Genomic DNA, 15,216 nt, shown 5'->3' on the forward strand with positions numbered 1-15,216 from the left:
CCAAATCCTCTTTTCATCGTCCTGTATTAAACTCTCTCTTCTCTTCCTTCGCGTCCTTCGCGCCTTCGCGGTTAAATCATTCCGATACAACCGGAATTGATATCACTTCTCGCCCCTCCCAGGAGGGGAGCCACCCCTCGCCCCTCTCTGGGGGTGAGTCCCAGGGCTGTTTCATTCTCAAACAAATCATCGTTTTGTAGGGGTAGTGGATGGTGCGTGCCTACCCTCCTCATCCACGATTTTGTATGTGTTTGGTGAGATTGGGGCGGGCACTCTTGGCACCGCCCCTACAAGAGAATGAAACAGCCCTGGGGTGAGTCTGACTTTGCTTTCTGGTTCACATTTGTTCCAGATATATGAGCAAGTCGGCCATTTCTTGGGGACTTGGCTGGAATTGTGGCATGGGGGGGGTTTGTCCGCTGGTGACTTGGCGGATTAAATCGAATTCGGATTTGCGCTCGGATACTAAATGTAAGTTTGGCCCCACTTGACTGTCGGACAGGGATATGTGACACCCGGCACAGTTCATTTGAAAGATGGCGGCACCCTGAATGGGGTCTCCAGTCAATGATAGTACGCTGCTGACGTAGGGATCGACCGCTTGAAAGTGGCGTATTGCTAAGCTTGATAACACGATCGCAAGTAAGAACGCTAGCACAAATATGCCAATTCGCTCGATCGGGTTTTCAGTTTCATTTTTGGCAATTTGGTTATTCAAAGGAGTTCTATTAAAAAAAGTATCTACAAGAAAATTTATTTCTCATAACATAGCTTAATCCTTCCTCGCGGGGAGATCAAGATCTCAGACCGCTGTTATCGTTGTTTTGCGAAAATTCATCTGTGTAAGTGCTGGTAATATTAAAAATAGGTTGTTAAATCTTAACGATAAGGAGCTCTCATGGTAGAACCGTTGCTTTCAGGTATTGTTCTCGGCCTCATCTTTGTTACTCTGTCGGGGCTATTTTTTGCTGCTTATCAGCAGTACAAGCGTGGCGATCAGTTGGGTATCAACAAGTAAAAGGGGGCTACAGTCCCTAAGTCACGCTGTCAGGAGATGGGGAATTGGGAATGGGGAATTGGGCAGAGGTCATCAGGAATTGATAACTGTCTCTCCCTCTTCTTCCCTTATCCCCCTCTTTCTGACCTTCGTTCCTTAAATGTAGCGATCGAGAATAGCAGCAGTTTCCTCACCAGTTTTTTCCCAGCTAAATTGTTTTGCTCTCGCCAAACCTAGTTCCCGTAAGTTCGATCGCACTCCAACATCCGTTACAAGCTGGTGCATAGCAGCGGTAATTTCCTCCACGCTGTAAGGATTAACTAACAACACTGCATCCCCCCCTACCTCTGGCATTGAAGACAGGTTAGATGTGATGACAGGAGTGCCACAAGCCATTCCTTCGAGCACCGGGAGGCCGAATCCTTCCCAAAGACTAGGAAAAACTAGGGCGATCGCCTGATTGATGACTTTCGGTAAATCACCAGGGGGAATGTAGTCTAAGAATTTGACGCGATCGACCAATCCCAATTCTTGCACCTGCGCTTTCAGCAGTGGCGTATAGCGTTTATCTTCCGATCCAGCTATCCACAACTCATACTCACAACTACTGGGTAAAGCGGCAAATCCTGCTACCACTCGTTGCAAATTTTTATAAGGATTATGGCGACCAATATAAAGAAAATAATTGCTGGTTGGTAAGTCTAAAAAGCGGAAAAAACTGTTATCATATCCAGGGAAAATTGACGTAATTAAATCCCTCGGAATTTTACAAAATTCAGCAATATCTTTAGCCGTTGCTTCCGAATCGCAAATAACGTGTTGAGCCTGTCGCAGCACTTGGGGAATATAGTAGCGGTGGTAGGGTGTGAGCGGATCGAAACGGCGGGGAAATCGGAGTGCAATTAAATCGTGTACTGTAATTATATAGCGACAACCTGCAAATACCGGAGCTTCGGGAATTGGCGAAAATATTAAGTTTGATTTTAACTGTTTGTAAATTTTGGGAAGCTGGGTTTGTGTCCACAGCAATCGGTTGATGTGTCCTTTGGTTCCTTGTTCGGGAGTTAAGTTTGATGGGATTTTATAGCATTTATAATTGGGTATTTCGGTGGCGCTTAGTAATGTTGGGTTGAGGGATTTTAGGTGGGGAAAGAGGTTTTTGGCGTAGATTGCTAAGCCTGTTGGTTTGGAAATTAGGAAGGAGAGGTTGATTAGTAAGTTGGATTGGGTATTTGGCATGGGATAATATATTCGATTTAATTAACCATAATTCCTGTAGGGGCGGGTTTTACGAGGAATATTTGATGAATACAAACAATCTAGATAAACCCGCCCCCACACAGTATTTGGATTGTGTGTTGGGTGGGGGCGGGTTTATATGAATTGTTTGTGGGAATTCCAGATTATTGGTGAAACCCGCTACTACAAATATTGTTGTAAGATTTTTTTTACCGCAGAGGGCGCAGAGGGCGCAGAGGGAAGAGATTAAGAGAGAAGATTTAAAGGTATTTTTGTAAAATATTGGCAGTGGCTTCTCCGGTTTTGTTCCAGCTAAATTGCTCTGCTCTAGCTAAACTAGCAGTCTTTAAGTGCGATCGCAATTTTGAATCTGTTGCTATGGCTTCCATGGCTGCGGCGATTTCTCCAATGTTGTAAGGATTTACTAATAATGCCGCATCTGAGCTCACTTCTGGCATTGATGACAGGTTGGATGTAATTACAGGAGTGCCGCAAGCCATTGCTTCTAAAATTGGTAAGCCGAATCCTTCCCAAAGTGTTGGGAAAACTAGGGCGATTGCTTGATTCATTAGTATGGGTAATCGATCGTAGGGCACGTAACCCAAAAATTTGATGGCAGATTGTAGTCCTAATTCTGCAACTTGTGCTATCAATTTTGGTGTGTACGCATTGCTTGGCCCCGATAGCCAAAGTTCGTAATTTCCGCGATCGCCCAAACTCGCAAAGGCCGCAATTAACCTTTCCAGGTTTTTATAAGGATCGTGTCTCCCTGTATACAGAAAATAATTTTTGACTGGTAAGTCTAAATATCTAAAATTAAGGCGATCGCAAGCTAAGGGAATTGCCGTCATTTTTTGAGTCGGAATTTGATAAAATTGAGCCACATCCTCCACCGTAGCTTGAGAATCGCAAATAATGTGTTCCGCTTGTCGCAAAACCTGGGGTATATAGTAGCGGAAATATGCTGTCAAACGCGAAAATTTTTGGGGAAATCGCAAAGGGATTAAATCGTGTACTGTGACTATGTAGCGGCAGCCTGAATACAACGGTGCTTCGGGAATTGGAGAAAATATCAGGCTTGAGTGCAATTTTTGGTATATTTTAGGTAATTTAAATTGAGTCCACAATATTCTGTTTATCTGTCCTTTGCTGCCGCTATCCGGGGTGAGATTTCCGGGAATTTGATAGCAAGTATAATCCTCAATCTGTTGGGAACTAAGTAAGGTTGGTTCTAGCTTTTCAAGTTGGGGAAACAGATTTGCTGCATAGATGCCAATTCCCGTTGGTTGCGGAGTTAAAAATGACAAGTTAATTAACAGTGAATTGGACATGATTTTAGGTAAGACAATTTATCTATATTGTAGGGGCGGGTTTCACCAACCATAATTGCCGAAAACCCATAATCTCCTAAACCCGCCTAAGAATCAAAATGTAGATTTTTATGGTTGGAAAGAAGTCAGATTTGGTGTAAGTTATTGGCGGTGTGGGGGCTGGTTTATATCACTTGTTTGTCATCATTAAATATTGTTGGTAAAACCCGCATCGGAGCAATTTATCGATCGCGATCGACATCGAGCATTTGAGCAACATACCCTGGATTGGGCAGAGGAATTGTAGCATATTCTTGGCGAATTAGCTCAAAAAATTGCTTGACTTTTGCCTCGAAATATGCACTGCTAAAACATTCGCCACGTTGTTCAGCAAACCCTTGAAATTCTACTAACAAATCAGGATTAGCAATCAGTTGATGGGAATGGTGACACAGTTCCTCCACAGTGTTGAATAAAAAACCCGATCGCCCATGTTCCACAATTTCCGGTTGTCCACCACCGTTGAAAACAATCGGAACACAACGGTTTTGCATTGCTTCCACCGTCGCCATCCCGAAATGTTCAAATCTTTGGGGATTGACTTCTCCCAAACCGCAGCCGTGCCAAAATATACTGGCTTTAGCATAAAGCGATTTGACCTCATCCAAGTCAGCATTGACCTTAAGTTCGATCGCCCTCGAATCTTGCTTCAATAAATTCTGAACAGTCTTTAAATAAGGATTGCGAGGAACACTACTTCCCACCAAAACTAGCCGCCATCCTTGCAGTTGTTCTGGATAATTTTCCCGCAAACTGTGAAAAGCTTTAATTAATTCAATTTGCTTTTTAGTTCCCCCAGCTTCCCACTGTCCCACAGCTAAAATAATGTTTTGTTTCGGCACTTGAGAAGTTGCCATTTCTACGGGCGGATACAGTAAAAAAGTGGGTTTGAGATTCCAGCGTTTCTCCAACCATTTGACAGTAAATTGACTGTTAGCAATCATGAACGTGTAGTCATCAACCGCAAAATGACGGTTGCGAAAAGTATTGGGAAAATGGCAGAAAAATACTGAAATTGGGGACAATGGTTTGACTTTTTCCAGTTGATTAGCGTTCACAAAAATATCATAGTTTTTGCTTTCTTTGGCAATTTCATCAAAGGGATTTTCCAAGTCATCGGTAATCATGCTCGAATCAATACACTGCATTCCGCGCTTTTCGTAAAACTGCAACGGAATAACTTTTATTTGACATTTTGAAAGGTTGATTCCGTACCAGGATTCTAAATCTGAAATCGCTACTGGTTTGTTAGTAATAAAAGTGATATTAAATTGATTTTGCAGCAGGGAAGCCATCGTCGCTACATATTTTTGTCCCCCACCAATAAAATGCAGTCCGTGATCGTAAATCCCGATCGACATTTGGCGATCGCCTCGAACCACCTCTAAGCGAGACAAAATGCGATCGACTTTCAGCCGACTATAAATCACCGCTAACTTTTCCGACAATTGCGACAGCACGGTTTCCACTATTTCCGGCTTCTGATACTCTAGCAATTTTTTAATTGCCACAAATATGCTCTCGAACAACAAATCATACTGTTTGTTCGTAAAAAAATCTGAAGTATGAATAGCAGAAACTAATTGCAAAGGTTCGTGTTTTGCCAAATACAAAAAACGATTACGGTTACAAAAATACTCCGTGAGTTTACTTCCCCGACTTGAACCTCGATATTCGTGATGTGCGATCGCATCGGGAGTATAAAGCATTTCCCAACCCCGCTTTTGACAGCGTTTCGCAAACTCAACATCCTCAAAATACATCACAAAATCTTCGTCTATCAGTCCCACATCTTCGAGACATTCCCTACGAAATAGCACCGTAGCCCAACACAAACCTTCTACGGTACGTTCTGTATCATATTGTCCTGCATCTTTCTCCCCAAAGCCCACATCTCGCCAATAAAAATTAGGTAATTGCTGAATTCCCACACTATTAATTCGCCCATCTTTGAACAGCAATTTCCCACTAGCAGCACCAACCTTGGGGTTTGTTTCTAGTTTTTTAACTAAAATTTCTAACCACGAACTTTCCAGGGTAGCATCGTTATTTAGAAATGCGATGTACTGTCCTTGAGCTTGGCTGATACCCAAGTTAAGAGCTTTAGCAAAGTTGTTGGCGGAATTTACCACAATACGAACTTTGGGAAAGCATTTTCGCAAAGATTCAACAGAGTCGTCTTGAGAACAGTTATCTATTAAAATTAAATCGAGTTTTTCTTCTGGATACGCAAGTTTTTGTAGCGATTTTAAGCAATCTTTAGTTTGGCGAAAACCGTTATAATTAACTATAATTAGCGAGCATATTGGTAGTGTCGTCATCAAATTTTAGCTTTTAGATTTTAGATTTTAGAACTTAGATTACTCTCGCCACTAAATTTGGAGACTTAGGGAAGGAAAATTGTTTGGGGTCATTTTTGATATTTTATCGCGGTGTATTGAGCAATCTCACCTTGATTTCTTCTAACATAGCAGAATGCTGCTCCTGTATAGCTTTTATTTGCTCTATTTCAGATTGCAGTGCTTCGATCCCTGCTTGTTGCATCTCAAGTTTAGCTCTAACTTCAGGAGACTCGTTGCTAAATTCAGATTGAATTTTTTTCTCTAGGCTTTGCTGATTCTCCTGCAATTTTTGCAATTGATTGCTCAATGTTTGAACGACGCGGGTATTGGCAAAATTGTAAATTACTTGTCTTTCTAGTACAGGTCTGAGCAATTTTCTGACTATTTTTCTAACGGCGATTACTGCGGAACCAAGCCTCCTTTGGTAAGAGGTAATTGGGATATTGTAAATATCAAAACCAGTTTTTAACAGAGCGATATCTTCATCTTCTTCCTCAAGGGCGATCGCACTTTTTTCGGTCACAGACAATGGCGAATCAACAATACCAATTCGTGGTTCCAAAGTTTGTCGTAATTTATCGATTATTTGTTGAGTTGGTATTTCTTCTGACTGCAAACTTTTCTCTCCTTTAGATAACTTAGTATCGATGCTTGGGGAACACCCATCTTAACCTGTTCCAGGGCGGGCTTTCGGGCCCACCCCACAAAAACATTTATTTCTTGTCAAACCGCATGATTGCTTCCGATATTGGCAATCTCCAAACTTACACCAACTCGATTTGACTGTCATCCCCAATCATAAACCTCAGCGCTTTCGGACGGATAGGAGCATTAGTTAATTGAGCTCGCTGGCCGATTACGCTGTCCACAATTCGTTGCTCGATTCCTGATATTTTAGCACCTTCCAAGATGACACTGTGTTCGATATCCGCATCAATCATCGTGACTCGATCGGCAATACTACTGTAAGGTCCGATAAAGCAATTTTCAATGTGGCAATTTTCCCCAATCACCACTGGTCCCCGTACCGTACAGTTAACTATTTCACTGCTTTTTCCAATTTGTACTCGCCCGATAATTTGACTTTTTGCATCTACTTTTAATTCTGTCGAAGCTACAATACAGCTATCTAGGATAATTTGGTTAGCACTTAGCAAATCGTCTTTTTTGCCCGTATCCAACCACCAACCTTCTAGATTGCAAGCTTCTACTTTTTTTTGCTGATTAATGAGCTGTTGAATGGCATCAGTAATTTCTAGTTCGCCACGGGCCGATGGTTGAATTTGGGCGATCGCCTCGTGAATCGTAGGAGCAAAAAAGTAAACCCCAACTAATGCTAAATTAGAAGGGGGGACTTTCGGTTTTTCTACTAGCTGCAATACTCGCCCTTTTTCATCCACTGTCGCTACACCGAAAGCAGTAGGATTGGAAACCTGCCGCAGCATAATCAAAGCATCTAGTTTGTTGTTGTTAAAAGTCTCTAAAAACGGATTTAGTTTACTTTCAATTAAGTTGTCTCCTAAGTACATGATAAACGGAGAATCTCCCAAAAATGGTTGGGCGATTTTAACCGCATGAGCTAATCCCGCTGGTTTTTCCTGCAAAATATAAGTAATTTTCGCACCAAAGCGATCGCCATTTCCGGTTTTAGCTTTCACTTCTTCACCAGTTTCGGGACTAATAATAATCCCAATATCCGTAATCCCTGCCGCCACAATTAGCTCAATTCCGTACCACAGTATGGGCTTATTTGCCACAGGAACCAACTGCTTTGCACCCGTATAGGTGAGGGGACGCAAGCGTGTTCCTTTGCCGCCAGAGAGGATTAATGCTTTCATTTGGTTAACTCTGAGTTATCCTTTAGGGTTTGCGGTGCTGACTGGATTTGTCTGCACTTGTTCGCTTTCGTTCATCTTAAAGCACCATTACTCCCGTGGCAAGAGTCTGGGTCTATTCTGATACCATTCATTGAGGGCGATCGACACTTTAGCAAAATCACAGCCACCGTCAATACTTTGAGGACATTCTTAATTGCTCAAACCCTTGCCCCCAATTGCTTCTTCCTGATTCCTCACTCCCTTAGCCCACCCTAGTAGAAGCACCTTCTTCCTGGTTCCTGAGCGAAGTCGAAGGGGAGCATCCCGAATTTGCAAATATATCGGTAGGGGCGAAGCATGACCGTAGTAAATCTTTCCTTTTAACCAATAACTTATCTGCGGTCATGCTTCGCCTATGCAAAATCGAGATGCTCCCAGTCGAAGGACTTTCTTCCTTCTTTCAATAACGCCCGTATCGGGCGACAAATTGTTTGTCCCCCTGTTGTTCACCCAGGGACCAAGCCCACATCTGATCTCCCAAGGAAAAATGCCACCACTCGTGAGGATGCTGTCGAAAACCAGCAGCAATCATCGCATTTTTTAATATTTGTCTCCGACCATGAAATGCTTGTTCGGCGGGTTCCTTACTGCTGGCAAAATAATCAGGATAAGAACGTTCTGATATTTCATCGATGGGAGAACCCATATCAATTGGCAGGTTTTGGCGATCGACTAAAGTCACATCTAAGGCTGCACCCGTACTATGGGGTGGCGGTGTAGCGCGATCGAGACTCGGCATCGCCCAAAATTGATACACTTGCTCTAGAATTACTTGTTTTTTGTCTTCGGAAACTGGCAATTCATAGCCTTGAGCTTTGGCAATTTCAGCTAAAGTAAAATCTACCATAAACTGCTGCACTTCCACTGGTCTATAAGCATCAAATATCAGAATTCGCCAATCAGGATAATCTTGCTGCAACCGTTTTTGAGCCACCATCAAACAATCTATAACTCCTTGGCGTAGATAGTAAGGAGAATCAACTTTGCTTTCCTGATAAGGAGCCCCTAATTTTTGATAGGGATGTGGCTGTTCCAAAGCAAATATGTCAGCCGGAATTGCCACTAAAGCTTCTCCGCATTCATCGATCGCTATTTGCTGATATGGTTTCATAAACTGAGGTATACCCTAAATTTGACATTTAATCTTTTCTACTCAATATCACAACTCCCGAATCATTGGTGAGTCAAACCAGCATCCAACTCACTCTTTTTTAGGAGCTAATTTAGGCAGACTGGTAGGGACTGGGGTAAAATTCAAATATTGATTTTTATCTGCCAGTACAGGTCCTTTTGATGCTTGATATTTTTTGGATTTACCAATATGATTAGCAACGGTTCCTAAACAAGGAATACCAAAGTTTTCTAATTGAGCGAAAACTTTCTTCACTACAGAATTCTTAACCTTGAGAATTGATACCACCATCAGTATGCCATCTGTCCGTGCAGACAAAAAATTAGCATCTTTACTCTCAACCAGCGGGGGCGTATCGTAGATCACCAAGTCAAATATGCCATTAAATTCTGCCATTAAATACTGCATCTGAGACGAAGCCAGCAGTCTGGAAGTGCCCGGTTGAGGAATTCCCGCAGTTAGCACAAACAAATTATCCGCTACAGGCGATCGTTGAATCGCTTCCTTGAATTCAATTTTATTTTGCAACAAGTCGCTCAATCCCTTGGAATTTGGCAAATCTAACAGCAAATCAAGACTGGGATCGTGCAAATTCGCATCTACTAACAGCACTCGCTGACCTGCTAGCGCTGCCACATGAGCTAAATTGAAAGCGATGATAGATTTGCCTTCCCCCGCCGTAGCCGAACCGATGACCAAAGAGGCGATCGCTCGATGGGAAGACAAAAAGCGAATGTTAGTATAAAGAGAGTCAAAAGCTTCTATAAATTCCGCAGCATTTTTTTTATACTTATTCTCCTTGTTTTCCAGAACCTCATAGGCATTTGCAATAGAAGGATAGAAATTTTTAGCATTTTTATTGACAGGAATTGCACCCAACAAAGGTGGATCGACAGCATCTTTAACATCGTCAGCACCGTAAAATGTATTCTGTATTTTTTCGATGATTATCGCCAGCACCAGACCCAAAACTAGCCCCCCAAGCACCCCCATCATTAATTTATTGGTATTTTTAGATGCCACAGGAATCATCTTCCCGTCAGGATCTCGCGGTATTTGAGGCTCAGAAATTATTTCCCAAGGTACTTGGCTTTGAGCCGCTTGCACCCGTAGCGTTTCCCGTTGAGTCAAAAGTTGATCCCGCGTGCGCGCAGCTATATCTAGTTGCTGTTGCAGTTCGTTGTAGCGTCTGGCTACGGTAGGAAATTCTTTTGCTTGTCGATCCAAATTGTTTCTTGTCTGCGTAATCGCTTGATTGCGAGCCTCTAAAACTTGAACTTGGTTAGCAGTATCAACCAATTGCTTAATCAAGCCAATACGAATGGAATTCTGGAAATTTTGAACTTTAGAATTTGCCTGAGTTCCTACTAGATTTTGACCCAAAATTCTGTCGGTTTGCTTATTTAGTAATGCTATTAAATTGGCCCGCTTCCGCTCTAAAGCTTCCACTATCGGATTCGCCGACTTAAACCGAGCTGTTTCTACCGCAATCTGACCTTCTACTTCCTTAACCTTTGTCAGCAGCTCTTTGTATTGAGGTTCTTCGCTTAAAGCTGACGCTGCAATAGCTTCGTTTGGTGTAAAATCCAATTGTTTTTGCAAATTTGCATACAGAATCTTCTGCTCTTCTAGCAGCCTTTGGGTTTCTAGTTGCAAGGTTTCTATATTCCGAACTTGCTGGATCAATTGCGCTCCTTGTTCTTTCGGATCTGCTATCCTTTGCTGCTGTTGGATAATCTGCAACTCAGACTTTAAATCGTTGACGCGCTTATTAAGTCCTGGAAGCTGGTCTTCAATAAATTTCACACCTTCACCAATCCGACTTTTGCGTTCGTCAAGACTGTACTTTAAATATTTCTTTTTAGTTTCTTGTAAAACCAATTCCACTAACTTAGGATCTTGACCCAAGAATCTCACTTCCAAAATTTTAGTTTTATTCAGTTCAGTTTCTCCCAGGCGCAATACTAGCAATCCTTTTTTGAGAATCTCTTCAGTAAATTTGGGATCTTGCTTTTTGACTTTTTTGGTAATCTCTGACAGCATTTGAGGACTCTGGAGAATTTCCAGTTGAGTTGCGTAATCGAGACTAAAAAAATCTCGACTCGGCACTCCACCTTCGCGATTCGCCAAAGCAGAGGGATCGGCAATCCTGGCTTCGGTTGTTACCGGTTCCACTAACATCCGAAAATCACCTTGATAGGTTTTCTTGCTACCTTTTATCTGGTAGACTATGCCACCACTTGCTAGGGCTACAATCCCAATAATTATCAAGGCTTTCCGTTTAAAAGTCCTCAATAGCGGGGCTATATTCAAGGATTTTTGAGGCTTTTCGCCTGACTCTTCTCCTTCCTCGGCGGAGAATTGCTGCACTGGTCTAGTTTGGGTGCTAATTTCTACGATATTAGGGTCTTGTTCTGTTTCCATGTTGACCTCTTTATATTTGGCTACTAAAAATAATCGCTTATGCGCATATTCCGATTGACAGTTTCACCCTTTACTTAACGATATCACAGGAGATTCTTGGTGTGTCAATGCCAATTACCTTACTTCTAATCATTATCAATGTTGACACATTGTACTGTTACTCATAGACAATAGGTATCAATGATATTTTAATGTTAACACAAAATAAATTCCCCCCTCCCAAAACTCCCAAATTCTTTGGTCAACAGGTTGATGAGTGTGGTAACTCAACGGTAAATAATATCAAATCCGGTAGCATCTGAATGATTCAGATCTCTATTCTCTCCCTCTGTGTCAAGAGTGTTCTCTGCGGTTAAATCACCTGACGATGCAGCCGGAAACGATATAACTCAATAATCCAGTGTTTTTAACTTTTAAATTTACCGTTGAAATTTAATTGCCCTACCAGGAAAACTCGACTTCAATATCCTAAGATTGGCGGTAAGCAACTACAGCATAAAAAGGATCGCCACTTCCTATTCCCAGCATTTTTATGAAACTCTGCAAACTGGACTGCTTAGAAATTATTTCCGGTTTGCTAAATCCGGGTATATTCGCTCCTTTGACAGCATCAAAGTAACTCTTTACCAATTCTACCCGATCGCCCTCCGAACCTTCCCGCCAAGCCGCAATTGCTTTTTGATAAAACATCCGGTTAGAAAAGCTGATAATTGCCACACCACCGGGTTTCAAAATGCGGTGAATCTCGGCAAAAATCAGATCCGGGTGTTGCAAATACTGTACCGAAACGCAGTTGACAACAGCATCAAACTCAGCATCCGCTAGCGGCAATTGGGGATTTGCATTCAAATTCTGGACAAAATAATGGTTCAGCCTCGAATTTTTTGCCAACTCTTCTTGATTCATGCCATGCCCCTCCACATGGGCAAACTCGATTTCATCTGGCAAATGAGAAACCCAACTACTCATCATATCGAAGATCCGAGTATGCGGTTTCAACCGCTCCCGATACAAATCCGTTAATTGCTGAATAAATCCCTCGTCAACATGAGTCACAAACCGGGGATAAGCATAGAACAAGTTGTCGTCGGTATCGTCTAACTTGGTTCGTCGATCGTCTGGAAGTAACATAGATTCAGATATCAGGAAGAATGAAGAATGCAGAATGCCTTTGGGTAAAAGCGATCGAGAAGCGCTTAAATGTCGAAAAGGTTGCTACATCAACAAACTAACTCGTTTGCGATTATTTCAACCAAGCCCGATGAGCCATCAGAGCCGAAAAAGGCTGCACGCCCCGCAACTGATTCGACAGTGGCAAATGACCCCTAGGCGCGCTCAAATCCCAAATAAACTCTTGGGGATACCTAGTCCAATTATTCCCCTTCTTCCAGCCAATTAGCGGCCACAACTTATCCCAATTTTTACCCGAACTTAGCCAAATTTCCCGTTGCACCGAAAAGCCGAATTTGCCTTCAGAATGAACCTTCCACAGTGTATTGATTGTTTGTAAATCTGCCACGGGCAAACTTTCCACCTGGGTAAAATACAGCCACTTTCTCGCCGAAGCTGTTTCCCCCGCCAATTCACAAAGTTTATCTAAAGTCAAGCGATCGGCTTCTTGAAATTCCTGTAGGGCCAATAATTGTTGCAGTGGAGTGTAATCAATATTCGAGTCCGATCGCAGTGGCACAACCCCTGTGGGAAAATGCACTTGCAAAAACTCCGTCGCTTTCGGAGAATTAGCACTATACAAAATTTGGTAAGCCTTACCCATTACTGCCGTCGGTTCATCCGACTTGCGCTCTAATAAAAATTCCATCAATACATCCCAACTGGAATCTGCCATCTGTTGCAGAAATTGCAGTTGAGTTTTTTCCGAACCCGACCTCAACAGAGAGCGGAGTTCGGCTGATACAGCCGCCGAGTCTAATGGAGAAGTAGAAATCGAGTCAGTCATGAGAAACAATCAGCTATCAGCTATCAGCTATTAGCTGAAGCCCTGGTTTTCCCCCATTGTACAATGGTACTGACTCCGATTCACTTCTATCTGTTGGGATGTCCCCGCCCCAAAGGGGCAGGAACATCCGAGTTCCCCCACAGTCATCAGGAATGGGAACAAACACAAATAAATTAAGGATCGACATCTGACGATCGACGATCCGATTTAAAACTGTTTTCTGGAGCCTAATCGTCCACTACCGAAGCCCAGGCAGAGAACGAAGGCGGAAAATAGTTGATATCATATCCCGCCAGTTCCCACTCTTTCACCCACAGAGGCACCACCCCTGGGCAGGGAGTAGCCGAAAATTGACGTTCCTTAACCTCGATCGAATGAAATAACTGTTTTAAAGTATCTCCCCGATCCAAAGCCTCGCTGAGGATGTCATCCAAATCAGGATCGACTCGCTTAACCCGGTTGTTATCCTCTTCCGTCCACAGCAGTTTCAAAGACTTCAAATCCCTAGGACTGAGGATGCTCTTGTAATACACCCGCTTCAGGGCAGCTACAGGCTCCAAACTGCGTTCAATACGGCGAATTTGCTCAACTCGCAGGTAATGCCATTGGGCCAAAAGCTTCCGTTCCGATGGCGGGAGAACCCCCTTACCACTAGCGTGTTGATAGTCATACTTCACCAAACTGCAAGCCATATTCGCCAGCAAGTGAATCAGCTCTTTTTCTTTGGGTGTAGCTTGACGCCGTTCCTGGGTTCTTGTCAATACCCGCTGTCTGCGAGTAGTCACGAGTGTGTTTTCCATTGGGTTTTTATGAACTTAAATAGGATCGAAGCCTGCATCTGATTGGCCAGAAAATCAGAAGCTAGCTCAGTTGACAGATGGAGAAGATCTATCCGCAGACTGGCCTCATCTTTTTATTTTCCCACTCACATCTGGAATTTAGGTAGACTGAGAGCAGGATGAAGTCTCAACCGTCTCCCACAGGTAGTACAGGACAACAGCCATCACCTCATCCCTTAGAAGTTCCTATCCTTTTCCTGTTTTTACCTCTTCTTGCTCCCCATCCTCATTCGTTCCAGTGTAATGGAAGTCGGGATAAGTCTCCAAAGCCCCACCACTGCGAACAAATTTTCCAGCAGCAGCAAGACCAGCCACACTGGGGCTACCTAGATCGAGTACGCCTAAAACTAAGATGCTGTATTTCATTTTCGATGACCCTGATTTGCGTAGATTGACACTTTTTGGCAACTCCAACCAGCCACAAGTGGGTTGATGCAATAGCCCACTTGCCTTTGGAGAAATCTGCCTGTCATAATCAATTCAGACAGGCACACCCTGAGCGATCGGTCGCGCCGGAAGTGACGTGTTAGTAGTATCCACGATCATCCACCAACCCGAATATTTTGGGTAGTGGAGCTTATGCCATCAGGGCCACGATCTATCAGGGAGTTATGCCATCAGGGTGCTAATCCATCGGGTAGTTAATCCATCAGGGCGCATCTTTTACCTGCATGAAATTTCATGCGATCTAAGTCAACTTAAAAAAACGCAGATTAACGATATCTCCCACTCAAGCAGTCCTCAGCAAAAAGCTGGGGTTTTTTATTGCCAGCTATGACTGAGCCAGTATTTTCCGTAGAAAGGTACTGGGCCTGAAGGCCAAGGTAGCTGAAAGCAGAAACTTAAAGGTTATAAGTTTCCCCGATCGCATTATACCACCGACTGAATTTTCAAGTATTATTGTAAAACAATGTAAACACACAGTCTAAATACAAAGGTATGTTGAAATTCTCGATCGCGTCCGAGTAAAAATTAACATACTTATAAGATCAATGAGTATAAATAGCCACAACGGTTCGGACGACGATCGCTCCATCGG

At 43.0% G+C, this 15,216-nt stretch carries 13 protein-coding genes; 1 reads left to right on the forward strand and 12 read right to left on the reverse strand.

Features of this window, described 5'->3' with window-relative positions:
• Positions 1-337 precede the first annotated feature (337 nt).
• Positions 338-718: a c-type cytochrome gene (locus tag AAFP11_RS22360; RefSeq protein ID WP_341739034.1), complete on the reverse strand. Its 381-nt coding sequence runs from the start codon at positions 716-718 to the stop codon at positions 338-340.
• 180 nt (positions 719-898) lie between these two features.
• On the opposite strand from AAFP11_RS22360, the gene petG reads away from it, so the two are divergent.
• Positions 899-1,018: a cytochrome b6-f complex subunit PetG gene (gene petG, locus AAFP11_RS22365; protein WP_015174208.1), complete on the forward strand. Its 120-nt coding sequence runs from the start codon at positions 899-901 to the stop codon at positions 1,016-1,018.
• 135 nt (positions 1,019-1,153) lie between these two features.
• Here the strand turns inward: petG and AAFP11_RS22370 are convergent, their stop codons facing one another.
• From AAFP11_RS22370 to AAFP11_RS22420, 11 genes are all read right to left on the reverse strand, one after another.
• Complete coding sequence (locus tag AAFP11_RS22370) at positions 1,154-2,236, reverse strand: glycosyltransferase family 1 protein (RefSeq protein ID WP_341739035.1); 1,083 nt, start codon at positions 2,234-2,236, stop codon at positions 1,154-1,156.
• Between the two features lie 260 nt (positions 2,237-2,496).
• Positions 2,497-3,567: a glycosyltransferase family 1 protein gene (locus AAFP11_RS22375; protein WP_341739036.1), complete on the reverse strand. Its 1,071-nt coding sequence runs from the start codon at positions 3,565-3,567 to the stop codon at positions 2,497-2,499.
• A 221-nt stretch (positions 3,568-3,788) separates the two neighbouring features.
• The gene (locus AAFP11_RS22380) at positions 3,789-5,927 is read right to left on the reverse strand and encodes a glycosyltransferase (RefSeq protein WP_341739037.1); all 2,139 of its coding nucleotides are present in this window, start codon (positions 5,925-5,927) and stop codon (positions 3,789-3,791) included.
• A gap of 103 nt (positions 5,928-6,030) precedes the next feature.
• A complete protein-coding gene (locus AAFP11_RS22385) occupies positions 6,031-6,564 on the reverse strand; it encodes a hypothetical protein (RefSeq protein ID WP_341739038.1) in 534 nt (177 codons plus the stop codon).
• A 148-nt stretch (positions 6,565-6,712) separates the two neighbouring features.
• Positions 6,713-7,786 (reverse strand): glucose-1-phosphate thymidylyltransferase, encoded by a 1,074-nt coding sequence (locus tag AAFP11_RS22390; RefSeq protein ID WP_341739039.1) that lies wholly within the window; start codon positions 7,784-7,786, stop codon positions 6,713-6,715.
• 439 nt (positions 7,787-8,225) lie between these two features.
• Positions 8,226-8,936, reverse strand: coding sequence for a M15 family metallopeptidase (locus tag AAFP11_RS22395; protein ID WP_341739040.1), 711 nt, complete (start codon positions 8,934-8,936; stop codon positions 8,226-8,228).
• A gap of 90 nt (positions 8,937-9,026) precedes the next feature.
• A complete protein-coding gene (locus AAFP11_RS22400) occupies positions 9,027-11,381 on the reverse strand; it encodes a polysaccharide biosynthesis tyrosine autokinase (RefSeq protein ID WP_341739041.1) in 2,355 nt (784 codons plus the stop codon).
• Positions 11,382-11,849: 468 nt separating this feature from the next.
• Positions 11,850-12,512 (reverse strand): class I SAM-dependent methyltransferase, encoded by a 663-nt coding sequence (locus tag AAFP11_RS22405; protein WP_341739042.1) that lies wholly within the window; start codon positions 12,510-12,512, stop codon positions 11,850-11,852.
• A 112-nt stretch (positions 12,513-12,624) separates the two neighbouring features.
• Positions 12,625-13,338: a GUN4 N-terminal ARM-like repeat domain-containing protein gene (locus AAFP11_RS22410; RefSeq protein ID WP_341739043.1), complete on the reverse strand. Its 714-nt coding sequence runs from the start codon at positions 13,336-13,338 to the stop codon at positions 12,625-12,627.
• Positions 13,339-13,565: 227 nt separating this feature from the next.
• Positions 13,566-14,138 carry a hypothetical protein gene (locus AAFP11_RS22415; RefSeq protein ID WP_340523647.1) on the reverse strand — a complete coding sequence of 191 codons (573 nt, stop codon included), beginning with the start codon at positions 14,136-14,138 and terminating at the stop codon, positions 13,566-13,568.
• Between the two features lie 225 nt (positions 14,139-14,363).
• The gene (locus AAFP11_RS22420; RefSeq protein ID WP_341739044.1) at positions 14,364-14,543 is read right to left on the reverse strand and encodes a hypothetical protein; all 180 of its coding nucleotides are present in this window, start codon (positions 14,541-14,543) and stop codon (positions 14,364-14,366) included.
• Positions 14,544-15,216: the final 673 nt, after the last annotated feature.

It is taken from the genome of Microcoleus sp. CAWBG640, from assembly GCF_020883015.1.
GTDB lineage: Bacteria > Cyanobacteriota > Cyanobacteriia > Cyanobacteriales > Microcoleaceae > Microcoleus > Microcoleus anatoxicus.

What these genes read in the sequence shown, in the direction of transcription:
- petG (WP_015174208.1), top strand. Translation starts at nt 899, where the DNA reads ATGGTAGAACCGTTGCTTTCAGGTATTGTTCTCGGCCTCATCTTTGTT.
- AAFP11_RS22370 (WP_341739035.1), bottom strand. Translation starts at nt 2,236, where the DNA reads ATGCCAAATACCCAATCCAACTTACTAATCAACCTCTCCTTCCTAATT.
- AAFP11_RS22375 (WP_341739036.1), bottom strand. Translation starts at nt 3,567, where the DNA reads ATGTCCAATTCACTGTTAATTAACTTGTCATTTTTAACTCCGCAACCA.
- AAFP11_RS22380 (WP_341739037.1), bottom strand. Translation starts at nt 5,927, where the DNA reads ATGACGACACTACCAATATGCTCGCTAATTATAGTTAATTATAACGGT.
- AAFP11_RS22390 (WP_341739039.1), bottom strand. Translation starts at nt 7,786, where the DNA reads ATGAAAGCATTAATCCTCTCTGGCGGCAAAGGAACACGCTTGCGTCCC.
- AAFP11_RS22395 (WP_341739040.1), bottom strand. Translation starts at nt 8,936, where the DNA reads ATGAAACCATATCAGCAAATAGCGATCGATGAATGCGGAGAAGCTTTA.
- AAFP11_RS22400 (WP_341739041.1), bottom strand. Translation starts at nt 11,381, where the DNA reads ATGGAAACAGAACAAGACCCTAATATCGTAGAAATTAGCACCCAAACT.
- AAFP11_RS22405 (WP_341739042.1), bottom strand. Translation starts at nt 12,512, where the DNA reads ATGTTACTTCCAGACGATCGACGAACCAAGTTAGACGATACCGACGAC.
- AAFP11_RS22410 (WP_341739043.1), bottom strand. Translation starts at nt 13,338, where the DNA reads ATGACTGACTCGATTTCTACTTCTCCATTAGACTCGGCGGCTGTATCA.
- AAFP11_RS22415 (WP_340523647.1), bottom strand. Translation starts at nt 14,138, where the DNA reads ATGGAAAACACACTCGTGACTACTCGCAGACAGCGGGTATTGACAAGA.
- AAFP11_RS22420 (WP_341739044.1), bottom strand. Translation starts at nt 14,543, where the DNA reads ATGAAATACAGCATCTTAGTTTTAGGCGTACTCGATCTAGGTAGCCCC.